This window comes from Streptomyces sp. NPDC054887 (assembly GCF_053610585.1).
Genome location: NZ_JBSGYQ010000002.1, coordinates 186,153 through 212,587 on the forward strand (window position 1 = coordinate 186,153; position 26,435 = coordinate 212,587).

Annotated in this window: 23 protein-coding genes; 17 read left to right on the forward strand and 6 right to left on the reverse strand. The window is 72.8% G+C overall.

Annotation, left to right across the window (positions count from 1 at the left end; all coding sequences use genetic code 11):
• The first annotated feature begins 69 nt into the window (after positions 1–69).
• The 12 genes from ACWGH0_RS02290 (at position 70) to ACWGH0_RS02345 (ending at position 14,749) form a co-directional block, all read left to right on the forward strand.
• Complete coding sequence (locus tag ACWGH0_RS02290; RefSeq protein ID WP_453402214.1) at positions 70–459, forward strand: cell division protein SepF; 390 nt, start codon at positions 70–72, stop codon at positions 457–459.
• Between the two features lie 56 nt (positions 460–515).
• Entirely contained in the window at positions 516–1,730 is a 1,215-nt protein-coding gene (locus tag ACWGH0_RS02295) for an AAA family ATPase (RefSeq protein WP_453402215.1), read from the forward strand.
• Positions 1,723–2,073 (forward strand): nucleotide pyrophosphohydrolase, encoded by a 351-nt coding sequence (locus ACWGH0_RS02300; protein ID WP_453402216.1) that lies wholly within the window; start codon positions 1,723–1,725, stop codon positions 2,071–2,073. Before ACWGH0_RS02295 ends, ACWGH0_RS02300 begins: the two co-directional genes overlap by 8 nt.
• Before the next feature lie 140 nt (positions 2,074–2,213).
• On the forward strand, positions 2,214–2,741 hold the full coding sequence (locus tag ACWGH0_RS02305; RefSeq protein ID WP_453402217.1) for a DUF6099 family protein: 528 nt from the start codon (positions 2,214–2,216) through the stop codon (positions 2,739–2,741).
• Between the two features lie 174 nt (positions 2,742–2,915).
• On the forward strand, positions 2,916–3,839 hold the full coding sequence (locus ACWGH0_RS02310; RefSeq protein WP_453402218.1) for an LLM class F420-dependent oxidoreductase: 924 nt from the start codon (positions 2,916–2,918) through the stop codon (positions 3,837–3,839).
• A 139-nt stretch (positions 3,840–3,978) separates the two neighbouring features.
• The gene (gene mmuM, locus ACWGH0_RS02315) at positions 3,979–4,896 is read left to right on the forward strand and encodes a homocysteine S-methyltransferase (RefSeq protein WP_453402219.1); all 918 of its coding nucleotides are present in this window, start codon (positions 3,979–3,981) and stop codon (positions 4,894–4,896) included.
• 42 nt (positions 4,897–4,938) lie between these two features.
• Positions 4,939–6,516, forward strand: a complete 1,578-nt coding sequence (locus tag ACWGH0_RS02320; protein ID WP_453402220.1) for a 3' terminal RNA ribose 2'-O-methyltransferase Hen1 — start codon at positions 4,939–4,941, stop codon at positions 6,514–6,516.
• Positions 6,513–9,047, forward strand: a complete 2,535-nt coding sequence (locus tag ACWGH0_RS02325) for a polynucleotide kinase-phosphatase (protein WP_453402221.1) — start codon at positions 6,513–6,515, stop codon at positions 9,045–9,047. Before ACWGH0_RS02320 ends, ACWGH0_RS02325 begins: the two co-directional genes overlap by 4 nt.
• Positions 9,048–9,149: 102 nt before the next feature.
• Positions 9,150–10,382: an arginine deiminase gene (locus ACWGH0_RS02330; RefSeq protein ID WP_453402222.1), complete on the forward strand. Its 1,233-nt coding sequence runs from the start codon at positions 9,150–9,152 to the stop codon at positions 10,380–10,382.
• Between the two features lie 64 nt (positions 10,383–10,446).
• Positions 10,447–11,463 (forward strand): ornithine carbamoyltransferase, encoded by a 1,017-nt coding sequence (gene argF, locus ACWGH0_RS02335; RefSeq protein WP_453402223.1) that lies wholly within the window; start codon positions 10,447–10,449, stop codon positions 11,461–11,463.
• A gap of 131 nt (positions 11,464–11,594) precedes the next feature.
• Positions 11,595–12,422, forward strand: a complete 828-nt coding sequence (locus ACWGH0_RS02340; protein WP_453402224.1) for an enoyl-CoA hydratase family protein — start codon at positions 11,595–11,597, stop codon at positions 12,420–12,422.
• 2 nt (positions 12,423–12,424) lie between these two features.
• Positions 12,425–14,749 carry a bifunctional salicylyl-CoA 5-hydroxylase/oxidoreductase gene (locus tag ACWGH0_RS02345; protein WP_453402225.1) on the forward strand — a complete coding sequence of 775 codons (2,325 nt, stop codon included), beginning with the start codon at positions 12,425–12,427 and terminating at the stop codon, positions 14,747–14,749.
• Positions 14,750–14,793: 44 nt separating this feature from the next.
• Here ACWGH0_RS02345 and ACWGH0_RS02350 read toward each other — a convergent pair whose 3' ends face one another.
• The 3 genes from ACWGH0_RS02350 to ACWGH0_RS02360 are packed head-to-tail and all read right to left on the reverse strand — an operon-like array spanning position 14,794 to position 18,183.
• Positions 14,794–15,633, reverse strand: coding sequence for a GNAT family N-acetyltransferase (locus ACWGH0_RS02350; protein ID WP_453402226.1), 840 nt, complete (start codon positions 15,631–15,633; stop codon positions 14,794–14,796).
• Between the two features lie 47 nt (positions 15,634–15,680).
• The gene (locus ACWGH0_RS02355; protein WP_453402227.1) at positions 15,681–16,562 is read right to left on the reverse strand and encodes a PaaX family transcriptional regulator; all 882 of its coding nucleotides are present in this window, start codon (positions 16,560–16,562) and stop codon (positions 15,681–15,683) included.
• A gap of 4 nt (positions 16,563–16,566) precedes the next feature.
• Positions 16,567–18,183 carry an AMP-binding protein gene (locus tag ACWGH0_RS02360; RefSeq protein ID WP_453402228.1) on the reverse strand — a complete coding sequence of 539 codons (1,617 nt, stop codon included), beginning with the start codon at positions 18,181–18,183 and terminating at the stop codon, positions 16,567–16,569.
• An 84-nt stretch (positions 18,184–18,267) separates the two neighbouring features.
• Between ACWGH0_RS02360 and ACWGH0_RS02365 the strand changes: the two genes are divergently transcribed.
• Positions 18,268–19,377 (forward strand): acyl-CoA dehydrogenase family protein, encoded by a 1,110-nt coding sequence (locus ACWGH0_RS02365; protein ID WP_453402229.1) that lies wholly within the window; start codon positions 18,268–18,270, stop codon positions 19,375–19,377.
• Complete coding sequence (locus ACWGH0_RS02370) at positions 19,374–19,808, forward strand: RidA family protein (RefSeq protein ID WP_453402230.1); 435 nt, start codon at positions 19,374–19,376, stop codon at positions 19,806–19,808. Before ACWGH0_RS02365 ends, ACWGH0_RS02370 begins: the two co-directional genes overlap by 4 nt.
• Positions 19,809–19,866: 58 nt before the next feature.
• Here ACWGH0_RS02370 and ACWGH0_RS02375 read toward each other — a convergent pair whose 3' ends face one another.
• Positions 19,867–21,117: an LmeA family phospholipid-binding protein gene (locus ACWGH0_RS02375; protein ID WP_453402231.1), complete on the reverse strand. Its 1,251-nt coding sequence runs from the start codon at positions 21,115–21,117 to the stop codon at positions 19,867–19,869.
• A gap of 96 nt (positions 21,118–21,213) precedes the next feature.
• Here ACWGH0_RS02375 and ACWGH0_RS02380 point away from each other — a divergent pair, with 96 nt between their 5' ends.
• From ACWGH0_RS02380 to ACWGH0_RS02390, 3 genes are all read left to right on the forward strand, one after another.
• A complete protein-coding gene (locus ACWGH0_RS02380) occupies positions 21,214–21,813 on the forward strand; it encodes a GNAT family N-acetyltransferase (RefSeq protein ID WP_453402232.1) in 600 nt (199 codons plus the stop codon).
• Between the two features lie 142 nt (positions 21,814–21,955).
• Positions 21,956–23,500 (forward strand): MFS transporter, encoded by a 1,545-nt coding sequence (locus ACWGH0_RS02385; protein ID WP_453402233.1) that lies wholly within the window; start codon positions 21,956–21,958, stop codon positions 23,498–23,500.
• A gap of 82 nt (positions 23,501–23,582) precedes the next feature.
• Positions 23,583–24,023, forward strand: coding sequence for a PRC-barrel domain-containing protein (locus ACWGH0_RS02390; RefSeq protein ID WP_453402234.1), 441 nt, complete (start codon positions 23,583–23,585; stop codon positions 24,021–24,023).
• 78 nt (positions 24,024–24,101) lie between these two features.
• Here ACWGH0_RS02390 and ACWGH0_RS02395 read toward each other — a convergent pair whose 3' ends face one another.
• Positions 24,102–24,407, reverse strand: coding sequence for a hypothetical protein (locus ACWGH0_RS02395; protein ID WP_453402235.1), 306 nt, complete (start codon positions 24,405–24,407; stop codon positions 24,102–24,104).
• A gap of 193 nt (positions 24,408–24,600) precedes the next feature.
• Complete coding sequence (locus ACWGH0_RS02400) at positions 24,601–26,130, reverse strand: helix-turn-helix domain-containing protein (RefSeq protein WP_453402236.1); 1,530 nt, start codon at positions 26,128–26,130, stop codon at positions 24,601–24,603.
• Positions 26,131–26,435 lie beyond the last annotated feature (305 nt).

The window sequence follows — 26,435 nt, forward strand, 5'->3', positions numbered from 1 at the left end:
GTTGGGCCGAACGGGTGAGGCGCGGGAAGATGGTCCGATGCAGACACAGCAGGTGAGCGGAGTGGTCCGGTGAGCAGGTACGACGTCACCGATGAACAGTGGGCCGGGCTCGCTCAGGTCGTGCCGCTGCGCAGCAGGAACGAGTGGCCCTCCCGGGTCGACCACCGCACCGTGCCGCAGGAGGAGGCGGCCGCCGAGCAGCGGCGGATGATCGTGCTGCGCGTGCAGGTGTTCTCCGACGCCCGGGAGGTCGCGGAGTACCTGATCGCGCACGTACCGGTGCTCCTGGACCTGACGGCGGCGGACGCCGACGTGGCCAAGCGCATCCTCGACTTCAGCAGCGGCGTCGTCTTCGGTCTCGGCAGCGGCATGCACCGGGTCGACCGGAACGTCTTCCTGCTGTCGCCCGCCGGCATGGAGGTCGAGGGGGCCGAGGCCGCCGCCGTCCCCCAAACGTAGGAAGGTGCGTCAGGCGTAACGGTTCGCCCGCCGAACCGCTGCGTACCGTCCGGGCCATGACTGCCGTTTCCCCGGGGCCGACCCCGGGACCTCCAGCGCCGCTCCTCGCACCTCCTCGCGGACCCTCGGCGTCCCCGGGGTCCCCGGAGCGCGGCGTCCCCACGGTCACCGAACTGCGGCTCTCCGCCTTCCGGTCGCACCGCGGCGCCGTCGTCCCGCTCGGCCCGGTGACGCTGCTGGCGGGCCCCGCCGGCAGCGGCAAGTCCAGCGTGCTGGAGGCCTACGACGCGCTGGCCCGCCTCGGCGGGGGCGCCGCACTGGCGGAGGTGTTCCGGGACCCGGCGGGCTGCGTCCCGGAGCGGGCGGGCCCGGACGCCCAGGGGCGGCGGGGATTCAGAATCGGCTGCACCGTGGACGGGCCGGCCGGTCCGGTGCGTCTGGATCTCGCCGTGCAGGCCGAACCGGAGCTGCGCGTCGTCGGTGAGCGGCTGACGTGCGACGGGCGGACCCTGCTGAGCACGGCGCTGCGCGACCCGGGGCGCAGTACGGTCCAGGCCGCCTGGTACACGGCCGGCAGCGCCCCGGTGACGAAGGCGCCACTGCCCGACGACGTGCTCGGTACGGCGCTGCTGCCGCTGCGCGTGGCCGGCAAGACGGCGGGTCAGCTGAGGGTGCTGGCGGCGGCGGAACAAGTGGTCCTCGGCCTGCGCTCGGTGTTCGCCTGCGATCCGCAGCCCGCGCGGATGCGGGAGCCGGCGGCGCGGGGCGACGCCCGGCTGCGGCGCGGGTGCGACAACCTGGCGGAGGTGCTGTGGCGCACCCACCACCAGTGCGCGAAGCGCCACGCGCGACTGGCGGCGACGGTCCGGTCGGGGTGCGCGGGCCCGGTGGAGGCGCTGACCGTGGAGGAGCTCGCGGACGGGCGGGTACGGGCGCTGGTGGGCCGGGGCGGGCCGCTGGCCACGCCCGTGGAGCGGCTGGGCGACGGGGAACTCCGTTACCTGGCGCTGGCGCTTGTCCTGCTGACCGGGCCCGGGGTGCTGGCCATGGACACCGTCGCCGAAGTGCCCGCCGCCCTGCGGACGCTGACGGTGCTCGCGGACGGCTTCGACCGGTGCCTGGACGGGCGCCAGACCCGGGAACTGGTGGCGCTGGCGGCGTCCGTCTGCGCCGACCGGCACATCAGACTGCTGGGGACCGTCACGGACACCTCCGCCGGATACGCGCGTGAGGTGGACGGGGTGACGGTGGTAGACCTGGGCCGTGACTGAACTCGATCTGGCGGGACTGCAACGGCGGCTGGCGGACTTCGCGGCGGCGCGGGGCTGGGAGCCGTACCACACGCCGAAGAACCTGGCCGTCGCGCTGAGCGTGGAGGCGTCCGAACTGGTCGAGATCTTCCAGTGGCTGACGCCCGAGCAGTCGGCGCGCGTGATGGAGGATCCGCGCACCGCGCACCGCGTGACGGACGAGGTCGCCGATGTCCTGGCGTACTTGCTGCAGTTCAGTGAGGTGCTCGGGATCGATGTGCTGGCGGCCCTCGCAGCCAAGATCGACCGGAATGAGGTGCGCTTTCCGGTGCCGGAAAACAAGGATGGTCACTCTCCGGAGTGATGAAATTATCCGAATTCGCTTTTCTGTCCACAGATTTCGCCATAGCCCTGGCTTTCCGGGCCCCATGCCCTCACTCTGGGTAGTGGACGGGTGAGCGGTGCGCGAAAGAAGCGGGCCATGGTGAGGACGGGGGGCGGCACATGGACGCGGTAAGGCTCATCGGGCAGAGCCGGCACGCACTCGCGCGGAGCCGCACGGCACGGGACATCCTGGCGGAGGCGTGGCAGGCACAGGCGTTGACCCAGGCGGTGGGCGGGCACCTGGCGCTGACCGGCCCCGCGGAGCTGAGAGGCGAGGCGCGCGGGCTCAGCGAGACGGGCGGGCGGGGCTGCGGGGCGCTCGACATCCCGGCGCTGTGGGCGGGGGCGGCGGCCGACGCCGGGGGTTCGCCTCCCGACGCCCGGCCGCGGGCGGCGCAGATGACCCAGGTGGGGGACGCGCGGGGGACGCTGATCGGCCTGAGCGCGCTGCTCGGCGAGGTGGGCATCGCGCTGGTCGGCGTCGCGTGCGCCACCGACGAGGAGGCGCTCTACTGGCAGTGCATCGAGGGCATCGACGCCGCCGACGAGTCGAGTGACCGGGTGCGCGGGATATTACGGCGCCTGGCGGTGCGGGAGCAGGACAGGCGGCGCAGCGCCGCCTGGGACTCGGCGGCGGAGCCGTCGTGAGGCCGTCAGCCGTCGGCGCCGCCGCTCGCGGGCGCCGGCGACCGGCCGGTCGCCATCCGGCGGCCGGCAGTGCGTGCACGGGCCGCCGGGCGGCGGAAGTTCACCCGGGAGGGCAGTCGGGGGCCGGTTGCGGGAGGTGGGGTTGACGACGGCGGCACGGTGCAGGATGGAGGCATGGATCTTCGAATCTTCACGGAGCCCCAGCAGGGGGCGAGCTACGACACCCTGCTCACCGTCGCCAAGGCCACCGAGGACCTCGGCTTCGACGCCTTCTACCGGTCCGACCACTATCTGCGCATGGGCTCGGGCGACGGCCTGCCCGGGCCGACCGACGCCTGGATCACCCTGGCCGGGCTCGCCCGCGAGACCAAGCGGATCAGGCTCGGCACGCTGATGACCGCCGGCACCTTCCGGCTGCCGGGCGTGCTGGCCATCCAGGTGGCGCAGGTCGACCAGATGTCGGGCGGCCGGGTCGAACTGGGACTGGGCGCCGGGTGGTTCGAGGAGGAGCACCGGGCGTACGGCATCCCGTTCCCCAAGGAGAAGTTCGGCCGGCTGGAGGAGCAGCTCGCCATCGTCACCGGACTGTGGGCCACGGAGCCGGGCAGCACCTTCAGCTACGACGGGACGTACTACCGGCTGACGGACTCGCCCGCGCTGCCCAAGCCCGCCCAGGCGAAGGTGCCGGTGCTGATCGGCGGGCACGGCGCGGTCCGCACGCCGCGGCTCGCCGCGCAGTACGCCGACGAGTTCAACATCCCGTTCGCCTCGCTGGAGGACACCGAGCGGCAGTTCGGGCGGGTCAGGGAGGCGGCCGAGCGGGCCGGACGCGCGGCGGACGACCTGGTGTACTCCAACGCGCTGGTCGTGTGCGTCGGCAAGGACGACGCGGAGGTGGCGCGCCGGGCGGCGGCCATCGGGCGGGACGTGGCGGAGCTCAAGGCCAACGGACTCGCCGGCTCACCCGCCGAGGTCGTCGACAAGATCGGCCAGTTCGAGGCGGTCGGCGCGTCGCGGATCTACCTCCAGATGCTGGACCTGCACGACCTGGAACACCTGGAGCTGATCTCCTCGCAGGTCCAGTCGCAGCTGACCTGACGGCCGGCGCCCGAGGGCCGGCGCCCGAGGGCCGGCGCCCGAGGGCCGGCGCCTGACGGCCGGCGCCTGAGGACCAGCGCTCGGCGCTCCCGCGCCGCGCGCGCGCCCGCCCGCCCGAGTGAAAGTGAAGGAGACCGTGGTGAAGCCCGTCCGCCCGCTGACCGCAGCGCTCGGCCCCGATGCGCCGGGGCCCGTCGTCCTCGACGGGGGCCTGTCCAACCAGTTGGCGGCCCAGGGGTGCGATCTGTCCGACGCGCTGTGGTCGGCGCGGCTGCTCGCCGACGGACCGCAGCAGATCGCGGCTGCGCACGCGGCCTATGTGCGGGCGGGTGCGCAAGTGCTGATCACCGCCAGTTACCAGGCGACGTTCGAGGGCTTCGCGCGCCGGGGCATCGGCCGGAGCGAGGCGGTGGAACTGCTGGGGCGCAGCGTCGAACTGGCACGTGCGGCGGCACAGTCCGCGGACCGGGAGGTGTGGGTGGCGGCCTCGGTGGGGCCGTACGGGGCGATGCTCGCCGACGGCAGCGAGTACCGGGGGAGGTACGGCCTGTCGGTGAGGGAGCTCGAACGGTTCCACCGGCCGCGCGTCGAGGCGCTGGTCGCGGCGGCGCCCGACGTGCTGGCCCTGGAGACCGTGCCGGACGTCGACGAGGCGCAGGCGCTGCTGGCGGCGGTGGAGGGGACCGGGGCCCCGGTCTGGCTCTCCTACAGCGTCGCGGGCGGGCGGACCCGGGCCGGGCAGCCGCTGGACGCGGCCTTCGCCCTCGCGGCGGGCAACGACCAGGTGATCGCGGTGGGGGTCAACTGCTGCGAGCCGGGGGACGCGGACGCCGCCGTGGAGGTGGCGGCCTCGGTGACCGGGAAACCGGTGGTGGTCTATCCGAACAGCGGCGAACGGTGGGACGCGGAGGCGAGGCGGTGGCGCGGCGGGAGCACGTACGACCCGGGGCGGCTGCGCGAGTGGCGGGCCTCCGGGGCCCGGCTGGTGGGCGGCTGCTGCCGGGTCGGGCCGGCCGAGATCGCTGAGCTGGCCCGGCTGGCCGGACCGCTCGCTTAAACCCCTGGTCCGGCGCGGGGTGGGCCGACGATACTCGGACGTGTGTTCCTGACGATCAGTACTACCGGCAATCAGGAGCGTCCCGCGACCGACCTCGGCTTCCTGCTGCACAAGCACCCCGACAAGGCGCAGACGTTCTCCACTTCCCACGGCACGGCGCACGTCCTCTACCCCGAGGCGTCCGCCGAGCGGTGCACGGCCGCGCTCCTGCTGGAGGTGGATCCCGTGGCGCTCGTGCGGCGCGGCAAGGGCAAGGGGCGCGGCGGCTCGCCCGACTCCGCGCTCGCCCAGTACGTCAACGACCGGCCGTACGCCGCGTCGTCGCTGCTGGCCGTCGCCCTGAGCACGGTCTTCAAGTCCGCGCTCCAGGGCGTGTGCGCCGCCCGTCCCGAGCGCGCCGCGGCCCCGCTGCCGCTGCGCGTCGAGGTGCCCGCGCTGCCCGCCCGCGGCGGCGCCGAGCTGGTGACGAAGCTGTTCGCGCCGCTGGGCTGGACCACGGTGTCCGCGGAGCCGGTGGCGCTGGACGAGCAGTTCCCGGAGTGGGGCGACTCGCGGTACGTACAGCTCGTACTGGAGGGGGAGCTGCGGCTGGCCGACGCGCTGCGGCAGCTGTACGTCCTGCTGCCGGTCCTGGACGACGCGAAGCACTACTGGGTCGCGCCCGACGAGGTCGACAAACTGCTGCGGGCCGGTGAGGGCTGGCTGGCCGACCACCCCGAGCAGAAGCTCATCACCAGCCGTTATCTCTCCCGCCGCTGGAGCCTGACGCGGCAGGCCATGGAGCGTCTCGAACTGGTGCGTCTGGCCGAGGCCGACGACCTGGAGGTCGAGGAGATCGACAACGCCGTCGACGAGACCACGGACACCGACGAGCGCCCCGTGCCGCTCGCCGAGCGGCGCCGCGAAGCGATCCTCCAGGCCCTGGAGGCGACCGGCGCGACCCGGGTGCTGGACCTCGGCTGCGGGCAGGGCCAGCTGGTGCAGGCGCTGCTCAAGAACACCAAGTACACCGAGATCGTCGGCGTGGACGTGTCCGTGCGCGCCCTCACCGTCGCCTCCCGGCGCCTCAGGCTCGACCGGCTGGGCGAGCGGCAGGCCGAGCGCGTGAAGCTGATGCAGGGCTCGCTCACCTACACCGACAAGCGGCTCAAGGGGTACGACGCCGCCGTGCTCAGCGAGGTGGTCGAACACCTCGACCTGCCGCGGCTTCCCGCCCTGGAGTACGCCGTGTTCGGCTCGGCCCGGCCGCGTACCGTCCTGGTGACGACGCCGAACGTCGAGTACAACGTGCGCTGGGAGAGCCTGCCCGCCGGGCACGTGCGGCACGGCGACCACCGCTTCGAGTGGACGCGCGCGGAGTTCCGTGCGTGGGCCGAGCGGGTGGCGGAACGGCACGGCTACACCGCGGAGTTCGTGCCCGTCGGTCCCGAGGACCCCGAGGTCGGCCCGCCGACGCAGATGGCCGTGTTCACCCGGACCGCCCAGGGCGAGCAGGACAGGCACCCCACGCAGGACAGGCAGCCCACGGGCACGCGGGACACCGGCACACACGACAAGCCCGCGCAGGACGCCCAGGACACGAAGGCCGCGCAGGACGAGAAGGAGGCGAAAGCCGCATGAGCACCACCACCCGCACGCTTCCCGTCACCGACCTGTCCCTCGTGGTCCTCGTCGGCGCCACCGGATCGGGCAAGTCCACCTTCGCCCGGAAGCACTTCAAGCCGACCGAGGTCGTCTCCTCCGACTTCTGCCGCGGCCTCGTCGCCGACGACGAGAACGACCAGAGCGCGAGCCGCGACGCCTTCGACGTACTGCACTACATCGCGGGCAAGCGCCTGGAGGCCGGGCGGCTGACCGTCGTCGACGCCACCAACGTGCAGCAGGAGAGCAGGAAGCAGCTCGTCCAGCTCGCCCGGAAGTACGACGTGCTGCCGATCGCCATCGTCCTCGACCTGCCCGAGGAGGTCTGCGCCGCGCGCAACGCCGTACGGCCCGACCGGGCGGGGATGCCGCGCCACGTCATCCAGCGGCACCGGCGCGAGCTGCGCCGTTCGCTGCGGAGCCTGGAGCGCGAGGGCTTCCGCAAGGTGCACGTCCTGCGCAGCGTGGAGGAGGTCGACGCGGCCGAGGTCGTACTGGAGCGCCGCTACAACGACCTCACCCACCTCACCGGTCCCTTCGACATCATCGGCGACATCCACGGCTGCCGCTCCGAGCTGGAGACCCTGCTGGGCAAGCTCGGTTACGTCGACGGTTCGCACCCCGAGGGGCGTACGGCGGTGTTCGTCGGCGACCTCGTGGACCGCGGCCCGGACAGCCCCGGGGTGCTGCGCCGGGTGATGGACATGGTCGCCTCCGGTGACGCGCTGTGCGTGCCCGGGAACCACGAGAACAAGCTGGGCCGTTACCTCAAGGGCAGGAACGTCCAGCACACGCACGGACTGGCCGAGACCGTCGAGCAGTTGGAGAAGGAGGACGACGCCTTCAAGGAGCGGGTGAGAGAGTTCATCGACGGCCTCGTCAGCCACTACGTCCTCGACGGCGGCAACCTCGTGGTGTGCCACGCGGGCCTGCCGGAGAAGTACCACGGCCGCACCTCCGGCCGCGTCCGGTCGCACGCCCTGTACGGCGACACGACCGGCGAGACCGACGAGTTCGGCCTGCCCGTGCGCTACCCGTGGGCGGAGGAGTACCGGGGCCGCGCCGCCGTCGTCTACGGCCACACCCCGGTGCCCAACACCTCCTGGATCAACAACACCATCTGCCTGGACACCGGCGCCGTCTTCGGCGGGAAGATGACGGCGCTGCGCTGGCCCGAGCGCGAGCTCGTCGACGTACCGGCCGAGCGGGTCTGGTACGAGCCGGCCAAGCCGCTCACCACCGAGGCGCCGGGCGGCCACGACGGCCGCCCGCTGGACCTCGCCGACGTGCACGGCCGCCGGGTCGTCGAGACGCGGCACATGGGGCGGGTCGCCGTGCGCGAGGAGAACGCGGCGGCGGCGCTCGAAGTGATGAGCCGCTTCGCCGTCGACCCGCGCCTGCTCGCCTACCTGCCGCCGACGATGTCCCCGACCGCCACCTCGCACGTCGAGGGCTACCTGGAGCACCCGGCCGAAGCCTTCGCGACGTACAAGGCCGACGGTGTCGGCAGGGTCGTGTGCGAGGAGAAGCACATGGGCTCGCGCGCGGTGGTGCTGGTCTGCCGGAACGCGGACGTGGCGCGCGAGCGCTTCGGTGTGGACGGTCCCACGGGCGCCGTCCACACCCGCACCGGCCGCCCCTTCTTCGACGACGAGGCGGTCACCGAACTGATCCTCGCCCGGCTGCGCACCGCCGTGACCGAGGCCGGTCTCTGGGAGGAGTTCGCAACCGACTGGCTGCTGCTCGACGCGGAGCTGATGCCCTGGTCGCTCAAGGCGTCGGGGCTGCTGCGCCACCAGTACGCCGCCGTCGGAGCCGCCGCGCGCGCCGTCTTCCCCGGCACGGTGGCGGCCCTCGAAGGAGCGGCCGCACGCGGGGTCGACGTCAACGGGCTGCTCGCGACGCAGCGCCGGCGGGCCGGCGACGCCGCCGCGTTCACGGACGCGTACCGGCGCTACTGCTGGCCGACGGAAGGGCTGGAGGGCGTGCGCCTCGCGCCGTTCCAGCTGCTCGCCGTCCAAGGGCGCTCGCTCGCGGGCGTACCCCACGACGAGCAGCTCGCGTGGCTGGACCGGCTGGTCGAGCACGACCCGACGGCGCTCCTCCAGACCACCCGCAGGCTGATCGTCGACACCGGCGACCCGGAGTCCGTGCGGTCAGGCGTCGACTGGTGGCTGGAGATGACCAGCCGCGGCGGCGAGGGCATGGTCGTCAAGCCGGTCGAGGCGCTCGTACGGGACGGCAGGAACCGGCTCGTGCAGCCCGGGATCAAGGTGCGCGGCCGCGAGTACCTGCGGATCATCTACGGTCCCGAGTACACGCGCCCCGACCACCTCGACAAGCTGCGCGAGCGCTTCCTCGGCCACAAGCGCTCGCTCGCCCTGCGCGAGTACGCGCTCGGTCTCGAGGCGCTGGACCGGCTGGCCGAGGGGGAGCCGCTGTGGCGGATCCACGAGGCCGTGTTCGCGGTGCTGGCACTGGAGTCGGAGCCGGTCGACCCCCGGCTCTGATCCCCGTCGCCGTGCGGCGCCCCCGGTGAGAAAATGTGATCGCCTTCGAACCGGGGGCGCCATACACCCGCGCCCGCGGCCGTGCTCGGTCAGGATGGAGCCATGGGATTCCACGTCGATTCCGAGACCGGGCGCCTGCGCCGCGTCATCCTCCACCGACCGGACCTGGAGCTGAAGCGCCTCACCCCCGGCAACAAGGACGCGCTGCTCTTCGACGACGTGCTGTGGGTGCGCCGCGCGCGCCAGGAGCACGACGGATTCGCCGACGTCCTGCGCGACCGGGGCGTCGAGGTGCACCTCTTCGGTGATCTGCTGCGCGAGTCGCTGGAGATCCCGGAGGCCAGAGAGCTCGTCATGGACCGGGTCTTCGACGAGAAGGAGTACGGTCCGCTCGCCACCGGGCACCTGCGCGAGACGTTCGACGCCCTGCCCGTGGCCGAGCTGGTCGAGGCGCTCGTCGGCGGCATGACCAAGCGCGAGTACCTGGAGCGGCATCCCGAGCCCACCTCGGTCCGCTTCCACGTCATGGACCTCGACGACTTCCTGCTCGGGCCGCTGCCGAACCACCTGTTCACCCGGGACACCTCGGCGTGGATCTACGACGGCGTGGCCATCAACGCGATGCGCTGGCCGGCCCGGCAGCGCGAGACCGTGCACTTCGAGGCCATCTACAAGCACCATCCGCTGTTCAGGAGCCCGCAGGCGGGTGCGTTCCACCACTGGTCGGAGGGGCAGAGCGACTACCCGTCCACCATCGAGGGCGGCGACGTCCTGGTCCTCGGGAACGGCGCCGTCCTGATCGGGATGAGCGAGCGCACCACCCCGCAGGCCGTCGAGATGCTCGCCCGGGGCATGTTCGCGGCGGGCTCCGCGACCACGATCGTGGCGCTCGACATGCCCAAGCACCGGGCGTTCATGCACCTCGACACGGTGATGACCATGGTCGACGGCGACACCTTCACGCAGTACGCCGGGCTCGGCATGCTCCGCTCGTACACGATCGAACCGGGCGTGGGGGAGAAGGAGCTCAAGGTCACCGACCACCCGCCGGAGCACATGCACAAGGCCATCGCGGCCGCCCTCGGCCTCGGCGGCATCCGCGTGCTGACCCCCACCCAGGACGTGCACGCGGCGCAGCGAGAGCAGTGGGACGACGGCTGCAACGTACTGGCGGTCGAGCCCGGTGTCGTCGTGGCGTACGAGCGCAACGTCACCACCAACACCCACCTGCGCAAGGTGGGCATCGAGGTCATCGAGATCCGGGGCAACGAGCTGGGCAGGGGGCGCGGCGGCCCCCGGTGCATGAGCTGCCCGGTCGAACGGGACGCTGTATAGTGATGCGCTCTTCTGTATATAGTTACATCACTTCGCTTTCGTGACCGACTCAGGAGCAGCCACCATGGCGACAGACCTCGCAGGCCGCCACTTCCTCAAGGAGCTGGACTTCACCGCCGGGGAGTTCCGGAGCCTGCTCGACCTCGCCGCCGAGCTCAAGGCGGCGAAGAAGGCCGGCGCCGAGGTGCCGCGGCTGCGCGGCCGGAACATCGCGCTGATCTTCGAGAAGACGTCGACCCGCACCCGCTGCGCGTTCGAGGTCGCCGCCGCCGACCAGGGCGCCACGACGACGTACCTGGACCCCTCGGGCTCGCAGATGGGGCACAAGGAGTCGGTGAAGGACACGGCGCGGGTGCTGGGCCGGATGTTCGACGCGATCGAGTACCGCGGGGACAGCCAGGCCGCCGTCGAGGAGCTGGCGGCGTACGCCGGCGTACCGGTCTTCAACGGGCTCACCGACGACTGGCACCCCACCCAGATGCTCGCCGACGTGCTCACCATGACCGAGCACTGCGCCAAGCCGCTGGAGCGGATCGCGTTCGCCTACCTCGGGGACGCGCGGTTCAACATGGGCAACAGCTACCTGATCACCGGCGCCCTGCTCGGCATGGACGTACGCATCGTCGCGCCGCAGGCGTACTGGCCGGCCGAGGAGGTCGTCGCGCGGGCCAGGAAGGCCGCCGAGGAGAGCGGCGCGCGCATCACCCTCACCGAGGACGTCACCGAGGGCGTCCAGGGCGCCGACTTCGTCGCCACCGACGTCTGGGTGTCGATGGGGGAGCCCAAGGAGGTCTGGGGCGAGCGCATCGAGGCGCTCGGCCCGTACGCCGTCACCATGGACGTCCTGCGGGCCACCGGGAACGCGGACGTGAAGTTCCTGCACTGCCTGCCCGCCTTCCACGACCTCGGCACGAAGGTCGCCCGCGAAGTCCACGAGCGGTACGGCCTCGCCGAGCTGGAGGTCACGGACGAGGTGTTCGAATCGGCCCACTCGGTGGTCTTCGACGAGGCCGAGAACCGGATGCACACGATCAAGGCGGTGCTGGTCGCCACCATGGCGGCCAGCGGCGGCGCGGCCTGAAAGCGCCGCTCGGTGTCCGCCGCGCCGCCGGGGGCTTCTGCCTCTATCGCGCCGTCCTGACGACAGTCACGCAGGAGTGATACCTTCGGGAGGCAGGCACCAGCCGCACGGCTGAAGGAGGCCCCGCCCCGATGAGCCCCTTTCCCAGTTCCGCATCGCGCACCGAGCACTGGCGCCACCTGCGGGTGACCGTCGAGGACGGCGTCGCCACCGTCACCCTCGCCCGGCCCGAGAAGCTCAACGCGCTCACCTTCGGCGCGTACGCGGACCTGCGCGACCTCCTGGCCGAGCTGGCCCGCGAGCGCTCGGTACGCGCGCTGGTCCTCGGCGGTGAGGGGCGCGGCTTCTGTTCCGGCGGCGACGTCGACGAGATCATCGGCGCCACGCTCTCCATGGACACCGCCCAGCTCCTGGACTTCAACCGGATGACCGGGCAGGTCGTACGGGCGCTGCGCGAGTGCCCCTTCCCGGTCGTCGCCGCCGTGCACGGGGTGGCCGCCGGCGCGGGCGCGGTGCTGGCCCTGGCCGCCGACTTCCGGGTCGCGGACCCCTCCGCCCGCTTCGCGTTCCTCTTCACGAAGGTCGGCCTTTCGGGCGGTGACATGGGCGCCGCCTACCTGCTGCCGCGCGTCGTGGGGCTCGGGCACGCCACCCGGCTGCTGATGCTCGGGGAGCCGGTGCGCGCGCCGGAGGCAGAGCGGATCGGCCTGATCAGCGAGCTGACGGACGAGGGGCGGGCCGACGCCCGCGCGGCCGAACTGGCCCGGCGCCTCGCGGACGGACCGGCCCTGGCCTACGCGCAGACGAAGGCGCTGCTCACCGCCGAGCTGGACATGCCGCTCGCCGCCGCCGTCGAGATGGACGCCGCCACCCAGGCGCTGCTGATGAACGGCGACGACTACGCCGAGTTCCACGCGGCCTTCACCGAGAAGCGCCCGCCCAAGTGGCGGGGGCGCTGACGATGCCCCGCCCCCGGCAGGACGACCGCGGTGGCCCCCGGGGGCCGGCCGGGCGCGCGCTGCGGATCGCCGTCGTGGGCGGCGGGCCCGGCGGGCTCTACGCCGCCGCACTGCTCAAGCGCCTCGACCCGGCGCGGGAGGTCACCGTCTGGGAGCGCGGCGCGCCCGACGACACCTTCGGCTTCGGAGTCGTGCTCTCGGACGAGACCCTGGGCGGCATCGAGCACGCCGACCCCGTCGTCCACCGGGCCCTCCAGGACGAGTTCGTACGGTGGGACGACATCGACATCGTCCACCGCGGCCGGACCCTGACCTCCGGCGGCCACGGCTTCGCCGCCCTCGGCCGCCGCCGGCTCCTGGAGATCCTGCACGAGCGCTGCCGCTCCCTGGGCGTCGGCCTGCGCGTCCGCGAGGAGGCGCCGCCCGCCGCCGACCTCTCCGCGGCGTACGACCTGGTCGTCGCGGCGGACGGGGTGCACAGCCTCACCCGTTCGGCGTACGCCGATGCCTTCGGCCCCCGCGTCACCACCCACCGCTGCCGCTACATCTGGCTCGCCGCCGACTTCCCCTTCGACGCCTTCCGCTTCGAGATCGCCGAGACCGAACACGGCGTCATGCAGCTCCACGGCTACCCGTACGCCAAGAACGCGTCGACCGTCATCGTCGAGATGCGCGAGGAGGTCTGGCGGGCCGCCGGTCTCGACCGCTGCGACGAGGCGACGTCGGCCGAGCACTGCGCCAAGGTCTTCGCCGACGCGCTCGGCGGGCGCGCGCTGCGCGGCAACAACTCGTCGTGGACCGCGTTCCGCACGGTCGTCAACGACCGCTGGAGCCACGGCAACACGGTCCTGCTCGGCGACGCCGCCCACACGGCCCACTTCTCCATCGGGTCGGGAACCAAGCTGGCCGTCGAGGACGCCCTGGCGCTGGCGGCGTGCGTCGACGAGCAGCCCGACCTGCCGGCCGCGCTGGCGGCGTACGAGGCCGAGCGGCGTCCCGTCGTCGCGTCCACGCAGCGCGCGGCCGCCGCCAGCCTGCGCTGGTTCGAGGACCTCGCGACGTACCTCGACCAGCCGCCCCGCCAGTTCGCCTTCAACCTGCTCACCCGCAGCCGCCGCGTCACCCACGACAACCTGCGGCTGCGCGACCCCGGCTTCACCGGCGCGGTGGAGGAGGACTTCGGCTGCCCGCCGGGAACGCCGCCGATGTTCACCCCCTTCCGGCTGCGGGGCCTGACGCTCCGCAACCGGGTGGTCGTCTCGCCGATGGACATGTACTCGGCGGTCGACGGCGTCCCCGGCGACTTCCACCTCGTCCACCTGGGCGCGCGGGCGCTCGGCGGAGCCGGCCTCGTCATGACCGAGATGGTGTGCGTCAGCCCCCGGGGCCGCATCACGCCGGGCTGCGCCGGCCTCTACACAGCCGAACAGGCCGCCGCCTGGCGCCGGATCACCGACTTCGTCCACGAGCAGTCACCGGGCACGGCCGTCGGGGTCCAGCTCGGCCACTCGGGCCGCAAGGGCTCGACGCGCCTGATGTGGGAGGGCATCGACCAGCCGCTCGACGACGGGAACTGGCCCGTCGCGGCGGCGTCCGCGCTGCCGTACCGCGAGGGCGTCAACCAGGTCCCGCGCGAGCTCGACGCGAACGGACTCGCCCGCGTGCGCGAGCAGTTCGTGTCGGCGGCGAAGCGCGCGGCCGACTGCGGATTCGACCTCCTCGAACTGCACTGCGCCCACGGCTACCTGCTGTCCGGCTTCCTCTCACCGCTCACCAACCGGCGTACGGACGCGTACGGCGGTTCCCTCGCCGGACGGCTGCGCTTCCCGCTGGAGGTCTTCGACGCGGTACGCGCGGTCTGGCCGGACGACCGGCCGATGACGGTCCGCATCTCCGCCACGGACTGGGCGGACGGCGGCACGACGGCCGAGGACGCGGTCGCGATCGCGCGGGCGTTCGCCGGGCACGGGGCCGACGCGATCGACGTGTCGACCGGGCAGGTCGTCGCGGACGAGGCCCCCGAGTACGGGCGTTCGTACCAGGCGCCCTACGCCGACCGCATCCGCAACGCGCTCGGGGTGCCGGTGGTGGCGGTCGGTGCGATCTCGTCCTGGGACGACGTGAACTCACTGCTGCTCGCCGGGCGCGCGGACCTGTGCGCGCTGGCCCGGCCGCACCTGTACGACCCGCACTGGACGCTGCACGCGGCGGCGGAACAGGGCTACTCCGGGCCGGGTGCGCCGTGGCCCCTGCCGTACCGGGCGGGCAGCCGCACACCGCCGACGGGCCGGACCGACGCGCCGAAGCCGCGGCTGAGCCTGCGGTAGGGCGGGCACGGCCGCAGGGCCTGCCCGTCCCGCCCGCAGCGGTGTCAGCCCCTCGGTGCGATCTCCACGCGGTCGGCCACCGGGCGGTAGCCGATGCGCTGGTACACCGCGTTGCTCGTGGGGTTCGCGAGGTCGGTGAACAGCAGCACCTCGGCCGCTCCCGCCGCCAACGCCGCCCCGCTCACCACCGCCGTGACGGCCGCCGCGTACCCCCGCCCCCGCCACCGAGGCGGGGTGTAGACCGGCGCCACGCGCACCGTGCCCGCAGCCGGGCGCAGGGCGCCCGCCATCGACACCGGGACACCGTCGTGCTCCCACAGGGTCAGGCCCCCGTACGCGATGCGGTCGTCCACCGCCCGCCCCGCCCCCGGGCCGGGGTGGCCGGTCTCCCGCCGGAAGGCGTTCACCCACTCCGCCAGCAGGGCCCGGTCGGCCGCCGTGGCCACCCGGGCGCGGCCGGCGGGGGCGGGGTCCGGCGACGTCAGCCGGCCCAGCCGGTACAGGCGCTGCTCGACGACCGTCGTGACCTCCGCGCCGTCGCGCCGCCACAGCGCCGCCAGCGCCTGCGCCGTGCCGCGCTCCGCGCCGACCGCCGGGCCGCCCCACCGCGCGCACACCTCCGCCAGCGGTCCCACCGCCTCCGCCGGCACCGTCCCCACCACGACCGCGTGCGGCGGCGTCCACAGCAGCGCGCCCGTCACGCGGCCGTCCGCGCCGCGCCACCAGCCGTAGCGCGGGGTGCCTTCGCCGTACGCGTCGCTCCCGCGCCGCCGCAGTGTGTCGGCGACCGTCAGCAGCAGGGTGTTCTCCGCGGGCCGCGCGGCGACGGCGGCACCCGCCACGGCCAGGTACGTGTCGAGGTCTTCGGTGAGTGTCCAGGGCATGCCACATGCTGCCCGGCAGCCTCCGGCCCTGTCACACCTTTTTGCGTTCAGCCGCCGTCGCCGGCGCTCTCGCCCCCGCGCACGAACCGTTCCCCCGCGTCCCGCAGCCGCGCGTGCAACTGCGCGAAGACCGCCGCCGAACGCGCCCCCGGCCAGTCCGCAGGCAGCAGCTCGGCCGGCAGGCCGGGGTCCGCGTACGGCAGCCGGCGCCAGGAGTCGAGCGCGAGGAGGTAGTCCCGGTAGGCGCGCTCGGGGTCCGGCGCCGCCGGCCCGCCGAGTCCCGGGCCGCCCCCGGAACCCGCCCTCTCCCGGGCCGTCCAGGACCGCAGCACCGGCTCGTGCAGGTCGAGGAACTCCTCGTGCTGCTTGGCGATCGACGTCAGGTCCCACCAGCGCGCCACCGCTTCCTCCGTCGCCGCGAAGCCGAGGTGCTCCCCGCGGAACAGGTCGACGTACGAGGACAGCTGGAGGCGTTCCATGGTGTGGCGGGTCTCCTCGTACAGCCGCGCCGGGGCGATCCACACGCCCGGCGCGGCCGACCCGAAGCCGAGGCGGGCGAGGCGGGAGCGGAGCACGTGCCGCTTGGCGCGCTCGGCCTCGGGCACGGAGAAGACCGCCAGCACCCAGCCGTCGGACAGCCGGGGCGCGGGGTGGTCGTAGATGCGCCGGTCGCCGTCGTCCAGGAGCTGGTGGGCGTCGTCGGACAGCGCGTATCCGGCCGCGCCCCGGGGCGTACGGGCGGCCACCAGCAGGCCGCGGCGCTTGAGCCGCGAGACCGACGAGCGCACCGACGGGGCGTCGACCCCGACCGCCGCCAGCAACCGGATCAGCTCGGCGACCGGCATGGGTTCCCCGCCTCCGCCGGGAACGCGTCCGTACGCGCCGTAGAGGGAGACGATCAGGGAACGAGGGGTGTGCTGCTCGGCCACGTGATCACTCTACGGCCGCCCGCAGCCGGAAGCGCTGGAGCTTGCCGGTCGGCGTACGGGGGAGGGCGTCCAGGAAGACGATCTCCCGCGGGCACTTGTACGGAGCCAGCTCGGCCTTGACGAAGTCGCGCAGCAGCGCCGCGGTCGCCCCGTCGCGCGCCACCCCGTCGCGCAGGACGGCGTACGCCACCACGACCTGCCCGCGCCGCTCGTCGGCCCGCCCCACCACCGCCGCCTCGACCACGTCCCGATGGCGCAGCAGGGCGTCCTCGACCTCGGGGCCCGCGATGTTGTAGCCGGCGGAGATGATCATGTCGTCCGCGCGGGCCACGTACCGGAAGTAGCCGTCGGGCTCCCGGACGTACGTGTCACCGGTGACGTTCCAGCCGTCGCGCGCGTACTCCGTCTGCCGTGCGTCGCCCAGGTAGCGGCAGCCCACCGGCCCGCGCACCGCGAGGAGCCCCGGTTCGCCGTCGGGGACCGGCAGGCCGCCCGCGTCCACCACCCGGGCCTCCCAGCCCGGCACGGGCACGCCCGTGGTCCCCGGTCTGGCCGCCCCGTCCGCCGCCGAGATGAAGATGTGCAGCAGCTCGGTCGCGCCGATGCCGTTGATGAGGCGCACGCCGGTGCGCTCGTGCCAGGCCCGCCAGGTCGCGGCGGGCAGGTTCTCGCCGGCCGACACGCAGCGGCGCAGGGCGCTCAGGTCGTGGCCGTCGAGGTGGTCGAGCATGGCCCGGTACGCCGTCGGAGCCGTGAACAGCACCGACACCCGGTGTTCGGCCAGGGCGGGCAGCAACTGCTTCGGGCCCGCCTGTTCGAGCAGCAGCGCCGACGCCCCCGCCCGCAGCGGGAAGATCACCAGGCCGCCGAGCCCGAAGGTGAAACCCAGGGGCGGACTGCCGGCGAAGACGTCGTCGGGCCCGGGCGCGAGCACATGGCGCGAGAAGGTGTCGGCGACGGCCAGCACGTCCCGGTGGAAGTGCATGCAGCCCTTGGGCCGCCCCGTCGTCCCCGAGGTGAAGGCGATGAGCGCGACGTCGTCGGCGGACGTCTCCACGGCGGCGTACCGCGACGGCTTGCCGGCCGCCGCCCGCAGCAGGTCGTCGGGCGCGTCACCGCCGAACGTCGTGACGCGCAGGCCGGGCACCTCGGCCTTCACCAGGTCGTCGACGGCCCGTACGTCGCACAGCGCGTGGCCGACCCGGGCGATCTCGCACATGGTCGCCAGCTCGGACGCCCGCTGCTGCGCGAGCACCGTCACCGCCACCGCGCCCGCCTTCATCACCGCGAGCCAGCAGGCCGCGAGGTACGGCGTGGTGGGCCCGCGCAGCAGCACGCGGTTGCCGGGCACCACGCCCAGGTCGGTGGTGAGGACGTGCGCGATCCGGTCGACGCGGGTGAGCAGTTCGCCGTACGTCCACACCTCGCCGGCGGCGGTGCGGAAGGCGGGCCGGTCCGCGCCGAAACGTTCGATCGTACGGTCCAGGAGCTCCGCGCCGCAGTTGAGGCGGTCGGGATAGCGCAGCTCCGGACGGTCGAAGAGCAGCTGCGGCCACTGATGTGCGGGCGGAAGCTGGTCGCGGGGAAAGGTATCGATGTGCGCTGAGGTCTTCAGCTCCATGACGGGATCGCCCCCTTGTCGCCTCTTGAGCGTATCGTTCGGGTGACGACAGTCAACGGTTCGCGATAAGAGTGAGGCGAGGACATGCCGCAATTCGCGCTGGAACCCCGGCAGCAGGAATGGTGCGAGCGGCTGCGCGCCCTGGCTGCGAACCATCTGCGCCCTCTCGCCGAGAAGGGGGAACCGGGGCGGGTGAACCGTCCGTTGATCGCCGCACTCGGCGAACACGGCCTGCTGGCGCGGCTGTTCGACTCGGGGGCGCTCGACCTCTGCCTGATGCGGGAATCCCTCGCCCGGGCCTGCACCGAGGCCGAGACGGCCCTCGCCCTGCAAGGGCTCGGCGCCAGTCCCGTGGCCAGGGCGGGCACGGCCGAACAGCGGGCGCGCTGGCTGCCCGAAGTGACCGCGGGGCGGGCGGTCGCCGCCTTCGCGCTCAGCGAGCCGGGCGCGGGATCGGACGCCGCGGCGCTCTCGCTCAAGACCGTACCGGAGGGTGACGGATGGCGCCTGTCCGGTGAGAAGCTCTGGATCTCCAACGCGCCGGAGGCCGACTTCTACACCGTGTTCGCCCTCACCACCGAGGGGGCGGGCGCCCGAGGCGTCACCGCGTTCCTGGTCCCCGCCGGACGCCCCGGGCTGACCGGCACGGCGCTCGACATGCTCTCGCCGCACCCCATCGGCGCCCTCGCCTTCGACGGCGTACCGGTCACCCGCGCCGACGTCGTCGGTCAGGTGGACCGCGGCTTCCGCGTCGCGATGGACACCCTCAACCTCTTCCGCCCCAGCGTCGGAGCCTTCGCCGTCGGCATGGCCCAGGCCGCCCTCGACGCGGCCCTCGCGCACACCGCGGGCCGCACCGCCTTCGGCGGCCTGCTCAAGGACCTCCAGTCGGTGGCCCACCAGGTCGCGGAGATGGCGACCCGCACGGAGGCCGCGCGCCTGCTCGTGTACGCCGCCGCCTGCGCGTACGACGCCGGCGAGCCCGGCGTACCCCGCCGCGCCGCGATGGCCAAGCTCTTCGCCACCGAGACCGCCCAGTACGTCGTCGACGCCGCGGTGCAGTTGCACGGGGCCCGCGCCCTCCAGCGCGGCCATCTGCTCGAACACCTCTACCGGGAGGTGCGGGCACCCCGTATCTACGAAGGCGCGACCGAGGTCCAGCGCACGATCATCGCGAAGGAGCTGTACCGATGACCACGCACCACCCACCTCACCCGCCGCGCCCGCACCGACTCAGCCGCGTCAACCCGGCCGAGCTCTCGCCGCCCTCCGGCTTCTCGCACGCCGTCACCGCCACCGGCTCCCATCTGGTCTTCCTGGCGGGGCAGACGGCGCTCGACACGGACGGCAAGGTCGTCGGGGACACGCTTCCCGCCCAGTTCGAGAAGGCGCTCGGCAACCTCCTCGCGGCGCTGCACGCCGCCGGGGGTGCCCCCGCCGACCTGGCCCGCGTCACCGTCTACGCCACCGATGTCGCCGACTACCGCGCGCACGCCGCCGAACTGGGCCGCATCTGGGGCAGGCTGGCGGGCCGCGACTACCCGGCGATGGCGGTGATCGGCGTGGTCCGCCTGTGGGACGAACAGGCCCTGGTCGAGCTGGACGGGGTCGCCGTACTGCCGTGAACGCGCCGGGCGTCCCTCCACCGGGCGGGGCGCACACGCGCCGGTGGAGGGAGCGCGGTCACCGCCCGCCGCGCGCCGCCTCGCCGAAGGTCAGGCCGGTACCGGCCAGGTCGGCCCGGACCCCCTCACGCTCCACGGTGATGCCGCGCAGCCGGAGCCCGGCCGGCTCGTCGGGCAGCCGGAAGTCCAGCGCCAGCCGCTCGGACACCTCCGGCGGGCGCAGACTGAGCAGCGCGCCGACCAGCCGGGGATCGATGCCGGCCTTCTCCAGCAGCCAGGGACGGTCCCTGACCACGTCCACGAGGTTGAGCCGCATGAGCTGCCGCAGGAAGCGGGGCGAGCCGGTGAGCTCGCTCAGCGCCTTCTCGCTGCGCAGCGCCCGCTCGACCCACTCCTTCCGTACGCCGAGCCGGTCGACCACCGCCGGAACGGCCAGCAGGGCCTTGACGTGGGCCGCTTCCCGGCCGATCCGGGCGGCGGCCTCGGGGTGCAACCGCAGGCCGGAGTGCTCGCGGTCCTTGCCCGGCCGGTAGGTGACGAGGCCCGGGATGTCGAGCCGCATCCGGTCGACGGTGGTGGACACCGCCCGGTCGCCGTCGCGGCGGATGTGCGCCTCGGCGGCCACGCGCACTTCGTGTCCGGCCACGGGCAGAGAGCCCGCCACTCGCACCCGGTCGTCGCCGTCCCTGGTGAACCTCGCCTGGGAGGCGCCCAGTTCGCGGTTCAGGTCGTCGAAGGACAGCAGGACGTCGCCGGCCACGCTGCCGACGACCGCGCCCCTGATCGACGTGGGGAGGTCGCCGACGACGCGGATGTTTCTGGCGGTGGCCCGCACCCGGGCGAGGGAGACCCGGTCGGCGGCCACGTCGGGAACGGAGACCGCGACCTCGTCGAGCCGCCGGTTCGCGACCTGGGTGAGGAAGGGGAAGCCGCGGATCTCGACCTCGGGCGCGGCGCCCGTCCCCAGCGACTGCTGGAGCTTCTCCTCGGCCTTGTCCTGTGCGTACAGCACGGCGAAGCGGTCGCAGGCCAGCAGGACGGCGGTGAGGACGAGGCCGGTGGCCGCCAGTTTCAGTACGAAGGGCACGGCGGCGAGCCTGCTCCTGCCGCGGTGGTTGGGCGGTTTCCACTCCTCTTCGGCACGGCCGTCGCCGAGGGGCCGGTCGTCGGGCGCGAGTCCGAGCCCGAGCGGGTCGTCCTCGCCGCCGGTCAGCGGGGGATCGGCCCAGTCCGGCTCCGGCGAGGCGAGCAGGGCCAGTTCGTCGTAGGGATTGGGGGGATGTGAGGCTATGCGTGTGGGGGGTCGCATCGGCTCATCCCACCATGTGAACCGCCCTCGAACGCAAGCGCGATGGGCGGTACCTCCTTATTCAGCCATCTTTGTGGCAGGGAAAGAGAGACCCCCGTGAGCGCCGCCTGGTTCGAACGCCCCACCCTGACCGGCCGTTTCGTACGCCTGGAGCCCTTGACCCCGGCCCACGCGGACGGCCTCTTCGAGGCACTGAAGGACCCGTCGGTCTGGCCGTGGCTGTCCAAGAAGCAGCCCGCGGATCCGGCCGGAATGCGCCGGATCGTCGAGGGGCTCCTGGCGCGCCAGGAGGAGGGCGACAGCATCGCGCTCGCGCAGATCGACGTCGCGACGGGCGAGGTCGCCGGTTCCACGTCGTACTACGAGATCGAGCCGGCCCATCGCGGCATCGCCATCGGCTCGACCTGGCTCGGCAGTCGCTTCCAGCGCACCGGCATCAACACCGAGGCCAAGCTGCTGCTCCTCGGAAGGGCCTTCGACATCCTCGGCGCGCGGCGCGTCACCTGGCACACCGACCACCGCAACGAGCGCTCGCAGCGAGCCGTCGAGCGCCTCGGCGCCCGGCGCGAAGGGGTACTGCGCAGCCACCGGATCCGGCCGGACGGCACCGTGCGCGACACGGTCGTCTACTCGATGCTGGCCGACGAGTGGCCCGCGGCCCGCGAGGCCCTGACCGCCCGCCTCGCGCGTTCCTGACCCCCCGCCCCACGCCGCCTCGTACACCGCCTCGTACGCCGCCGGAGGCATACCGCTGATCGAGTGGTGACGCCCGAAGGCGGGGTTTACGGTCGAATGGTGGGCGAAACCGCCCACGGTCCCTGCCGTGAGGGCGTATGCCATGACGACCCCACAACCGACACCGGCCACAGCGGGAGCCGCTCCGGGCACGGAAGGCAAGAACGGCCTCGCGCTGCTGGTCATCGCTTCGTGCCAGTTGATGGTGGTCCTCGACATCACCATCGTGAACATCGCTCTGCCGCAGATCCAGAGCGACCTGGAGTTCTCGACGACGAGCCTGTCGTGGGTGGTCAACGCCTACACGCTGACGTTCGGCGGGCTGCTGCTCCTCGGCGGCCGGGCCGGCGACATCCTCGGCCGCCGCCGGGTGTTCGTCTTCGGCGTCCTGCTGTTCGTCCTGGCGTCCCTGCTCGGCGGCCTCGCCCAGAACGCCGGACAACTCCTCGCCGCACGCGCCCTCCAGGGCGTCGGCGGCGCCATCGCCTCACCCACGTCGCTCGCGCTGATCGCCACCACCTTCACCGAAGGCCCGGCGCGCAACCGCGCCTTCGGCGTCTTCGCCGCGGTCTCGGCCGGCGGTGGCGCCATCGGCCTGCTGGCCGGCGGCATGCTCGTCGAATGGCTGGACTGGCGCTGGGTGTTCTTCGTCAACGTGCCGATCGGCGTGCTCATCGCCGTCGCCACCCCCCGCGTCATCAAGGAGTCGGAGCGCCATCCCGGCCACTTCGACATCACCGGCGCGCTGACCTCCACCCTCGGCATGGTGTGCCTGGTCTACGGATTCATCCGCGCCGCGCAGGAGGGCTGGAGCGACGCGCTGACGCTGGCGTCGTTCGGCGCGGCCGTGGTGCTGCTCGCGCTGTTCGTCCTGGTCGAGCGGCGGTCGAGGCAGCCGATCACCCCGCTGCACATGTTCGCCGACCGCAACCGGGCGGGCACGTACGGCATCATGCTCGCTCTCGCCGCCGCCATCTTCGGCATGTTCTTCTTCCTCACGCTGTTCGTCCAGGGCGTCCTGGACTTCAGCCCGCTCGAAGCCGGGCTCGCCTTCCTGCCGGTCAGCGCCGTCATCGCGGTCGGCGCGGGCATCACCTCCCATTACCTGCCGAAGTACGGACCCAAGCCCTTCATGGTCACGGGGGCGGTGCTGGCGGCGGTGGGACTGTCCTGGCTGACGCTGACGGACGTCGACTCGACGTACCTGGGCAGCATCCTGGGACCGATGCTGGTCTTCAGCCTCGGCATGGGCATGAACTTCGTCGCCCTGACACTGATGGCGGTCTCCAACGTGCCCACGCACGAGACGGGCGCGGCGTCCGGACTGCTCAACGTCACCCAGCAGGTCGGCGGTTCGCTGGGCCTGTCCATCCTGGTGACGATGTACGGCACGGCGAGCCGCAACGAGGCGAAGGACCAGGTCCCGGCGTTCATGGCGCAGGCCACACCGGGCGAACGGCTGGCCTTCGAGCGTACGGGCCAACTCCCGCCGCCCTGGGGCGACCAGGTGCTCACCTCGGGCGTCTCCGCCGCGTTCATCGTGGCCGCCGCCTTCACGATCGTCGCGGCGGTCATCGCGTTCTTCGCCATCCAGGTCCGCCCGTCCGACCTGGAACGCCTCAAGGGCGGGGGGCTGCCCGTCCCCTGAGGCCGGCGCGCCGCCTGTTTGCCGACGGGAGGACCGGCAAGATGGCAGGGGACAGGCGGCGGCAGGACATTGAGGAGCAGCAGTGATCACCCAGGAGCAGCTCGGCACGCTGACCGGCCGCCCCGTGCACGACGCGGACGGCCGCCCCATCGGCCACGTGGAACGCCTCCTGCTCGACGACACCACCGGCCGTCCCGAGTGGGCGCTGGTGCGCGGCGGCCCGTCCGGCCCCGGCGACGCCTTCGTCCCCCTGCGGGAGGCCGTGCTGGCAGGAGACCACGTGGACGTCGCCTTCACGACCGCCGCGATTCGGTCGGCCCCTACCCCGGGGGGCGACGATGTCCTGTCCGTGGCCGACGAGCGGACGCTGTTCGCGCACTACGGGATCCGGGACGTGCGGGAGCAGATCAACGCCGACGAGGGCACGGGCTGGTCCGCGATGGACCGCGCCCAGCACATCCGGGACGGCGCGACCGACCCGGAGGGCGCCCGCACCCGCCTGCGCGCGTACGACCCGGCCTGACGCCTGCGGAGGGCGGCCGGCCCACCGGCCGCCCTCCCCCCGCGTGACCGTCGGAGGGGCATGCGCCCGCCTGCCCGCTCAGCCGTGACCGAGCCACTCGTTGAGCCTGATCCTCACCTGGTGGTTGTGATCGGTGTGCCAGACGACCTCGCCACCGACCTGCGCTCCCAGCGACGGAAGGCTCGCACCGGACGGCATCGAGCCGATGTCCGCCAGCCCGATCGCGCTGGGCGCACCGTCGATACGGATGAAGACCCCGAAGGGCCGGCACTCGAAGACCTGACCGGTGATGCGGGTGCCCACGGGGAGCGCGGACACGGTTGCCGACCACTCGCGGCGGACTTGCTCGGCGGACGGTTCGTCGGGCCAGACGTCTTCGGTCATGAGCTGATCCTGCCGGCGAACGATGTGCGGGAGCTCGTGGAACGGCTGTGCCCGCGGGGGAGACGTCGAGGACCCGTCGGACGGGCCGAGCGAGGATGGCCGTCGCCGGCGTCCTCCGCGGGGGCGGAGACACCGACGACGGCCTCTGCGGACGGCCCAGGAGCAATGAACGAAGTCCTGACCCGCGGCTGGATTAAATGTCCCGGAAGATCTCGATCTGCGCGCCGACCGAGTTGAGGCGTTCGGCCAGGTCCTCGTACCCCCGGTTGATGACGTAGACGTTGCGCAGGACGGACGTGCCCTCCGCCGCCATCATCGCCAGCAGGACGACCACCGCGGGCCGCAGCGCCGGCGGGCACATCATCTCGGCGGCGCGCCACCGGGTCGGGCCCTCGACGAGCACGCGGTGCGGGTCGAGGAGTTGCAGGCGCCCGCCGAGGCGGTTGAGGTCCGTCAGGTAGATCGCGCGGTTGTCGTACACCCAGTCGTGGATCAGGGTCTGGCCCTGGGCGACCGCCGCGATCGCCGCGAAGAACGGCACGTTGTCGATGTTGAGCCCGGGGAACGGCATCGGGTGGATCTTGTCGATGGGAGCCTCCAGCTTGGAGGGCCGCACCGTCAGGTCCACCAGCCGCGTCCGCCCGTTGTCCGCCTCGTACTCACCGCTGCGGTCGTGGTCCAGGCCCATCTCCTCCAGCACCGCGAGTTCGATCTCCAGGAACTCGATCGGCACCCGGCGGATCGTCAGCTCCGAGCCCGTCACCACGGCCGCCGCGAGCAGACTCATCGCCTCGACCGGGTCCTCGGACGGCGAGTAGTCGACGTCCACGTCGATGTTCGGTACGCCGTGCACGGTCAGCGTGGTGGTCCCGACGCCGTCGACGCGTACGCCGAGCGCCTCCAGGAAGAAGCACAGGTCCTGGACCATGTAGTTGGACGACGCGTTGCGGATGACGCTGACGCCGTCGTGGCGGGCCGCCGCCAGCAGCGCGTTCTCGGTCACCGTGTCGCCGCGCTCGGTCAGCACGATCGGACGGGCGGGGCCGGCCGAGGGCTCCACCACAGCGTGGTAGATGCCCTCGGTCGCGGTGATGTCGAGACCGAAGCGCCGCAGCGCGATCATGTGCGGCTCGATGGTGCGGGTGCCGAGGTCGCAGCCGCCCGCGTAGGGGAGTTTGAAGTGGTCCATGCGGTGCAGCAGCGGGCCGAGGAACATGATGATGCTCCGCGTCCGCCGGGCCGCCTCCGCGTCCATGGACTCCATGTCGAGCTGGGCGGGCGGGACGATCTCCAGGTCCTTGCCGTCGTTGATCCAACGGGTGCGCACGCCGATGGAGTTCAGCACCTCCAGCAGGCGGTAGACCTCCTCGATGCGCGCGACGCGCCGCAGTACGGTGCGGCCCTTGTTGAGCAGCGAGGCGCAAAGCAGCGCCACGCACGCGTTCTTGCTCGTCTTCACGTCGATCGAGCCGGAGAGGCGGCGCCCGCCGACGACACGGAGATGCATCGGTCCCGCGTACCCCAGCGAGACGATTTCACTGTCGAGGGCCTCGCCGATGCGCGCGATCATCTCAAGACTGATGTTCTGGTTGCCGCGCTCGATGCGGTTGACGGCACTCTGGCTGGTGCCCAGCGCTTCGGCGAGCTGTGTCTGCGTCCAGCCGCGGTGCTGCCGGGCGTCACGGATGAGCTTGCCGATGCGTACGAGGTAGTCGTCTGCCATGGCGGCAGGTTATCTCAGATATGAGATGCCGCATCGCGAGGGGCCCGTGGGGCGGCCGTGTCGTGCGGGCGCGCGGGCGCCGACGCCGGGAGGGTGCGGGGAAAGGGGCGAGGTGGCGGCGGTCCGGGCATGACCGATTGGCGGTCATGTACTAGAGTTATCTCGACATCGAGATATCTGCCGAAGGCGTACCGCAGCCGCCGACCGGTAAGGGTGACCTAACTAAGTCTTACCTTAGCGGATGGCCAGGGGGTCGTGGCGGCAGGATGCGGTAAGAAACGCGCACATTGAAGAAGGAGACTGTC

Coding starts and splice junctions, on each gene's coding strand:
- ACWGH0_RS02395 (WP_453402235.1), bottom strand. CDS start 24,407: ATGACCGAAGACGTCTGGCCCGACGAACCGTCCGCCGAGCAAGTCCGC.
- ACWGH0_RS02385 (WP_453402233.1), top strand. CDS start 21,956: ATGACGACCCCACAACCGACACCGGCCACAGCGGGAGCCGCTCCGGGC.
- ACWGH0_RS02325 (WP_453402221.1), top strand. CDS start 6,513: ATGAGCACCACCACCCGCACGCTTCCCGTCACCGACCTGTCCCTCGTG.
- ACWGH0_RS02295 (WP_453402215.1), top strand. CDS start 516: ATGACTGCCGTTTCCCCGGGGCCGACCCCGGGACCTCCAGCGCCGCTC.
- ACWGH0_RS02370 (WP_453402230.1), top strand. CDS start 19,374: ATGACCACGCACCACCCACCTCACCCGCCGCGCCCGCACCGACTCAGC.
- argF (WP_453402223.1), top strand. CDS start 10,447: ATGGCGACAGACCTCGCAGGCCGCCACTTCCTCAAGGAGCTGGACTTC.
- ACWGH0_RS02365 (WP_453402229.1), top strand. CDS start 18,268: ATGCCGCAATTCGCGCTGGAACCCCGGCAGCAGGAATGGTGCGAGCGG.
- ACWGH0_RS02310 (WP_453402218.1), top strand. CDS start 2,916: ATGGATCTTCGAATCTTCACGGAGCCCCAGCAGGGGGCGAGCTACGAC.
- ACWGH0_RS02340 (WP_453402224.1), top strand. CDS start 11,595: ATGAGCCCCTTTCCCAGTTCCGCATCGCGCACCGAGCACTGGCGCCAC.
- ACWGH0_RS02400 (WP_453402236.1), bottom strand. CDS start 26,130: ATGGCAGACGACTACCTCGTACGCATCGGCAAGCTCATCCGTGACGCC.
- ACWGH0_RS02375 (WP_453402231.1), bottom strand. CDS start 21,117: ATGCGACCCCCCACACGCATAGCCTCACATCCCCCCAATCCCTACGAC.
- ACWGH0_RS02305 (WP_453402217.1), top strand. CDS start 2,214: ATGGACGCGGTAAGGCTCATCGGGCAGAGCCGGCACGCACTCGCGCGG.
- ACWGH0_RS02350 (WP_453402226.1), bottom strand. CDS start 15,633: ATGCCCTGGACACTCACCGAAGACCTCGACACGTACCTGGCCGTGGCG.
- ACWGH0_RS02345 (WP_453402225.1), top strand. CDS start 12,425: ATGCCCCGCCCCCGGCAGGACGACCGCGGTGGCCCCCGGGGGCCGGCC.
- ACWGH0_RS02330 (WP_453402222.1), top strand. CDS start 9,150: ATGGGATTCCACGTCGATTCCGAGACCGGGCGCCTGCGCCGCGTCATC.
- ACWGH0_RS02360 (WP_453402228.1), bottom strand. CDS start 18,183: ATGGAGCTGAAGACCTCAGCGCACATCGATACCTTTCCCCGCGACCAG.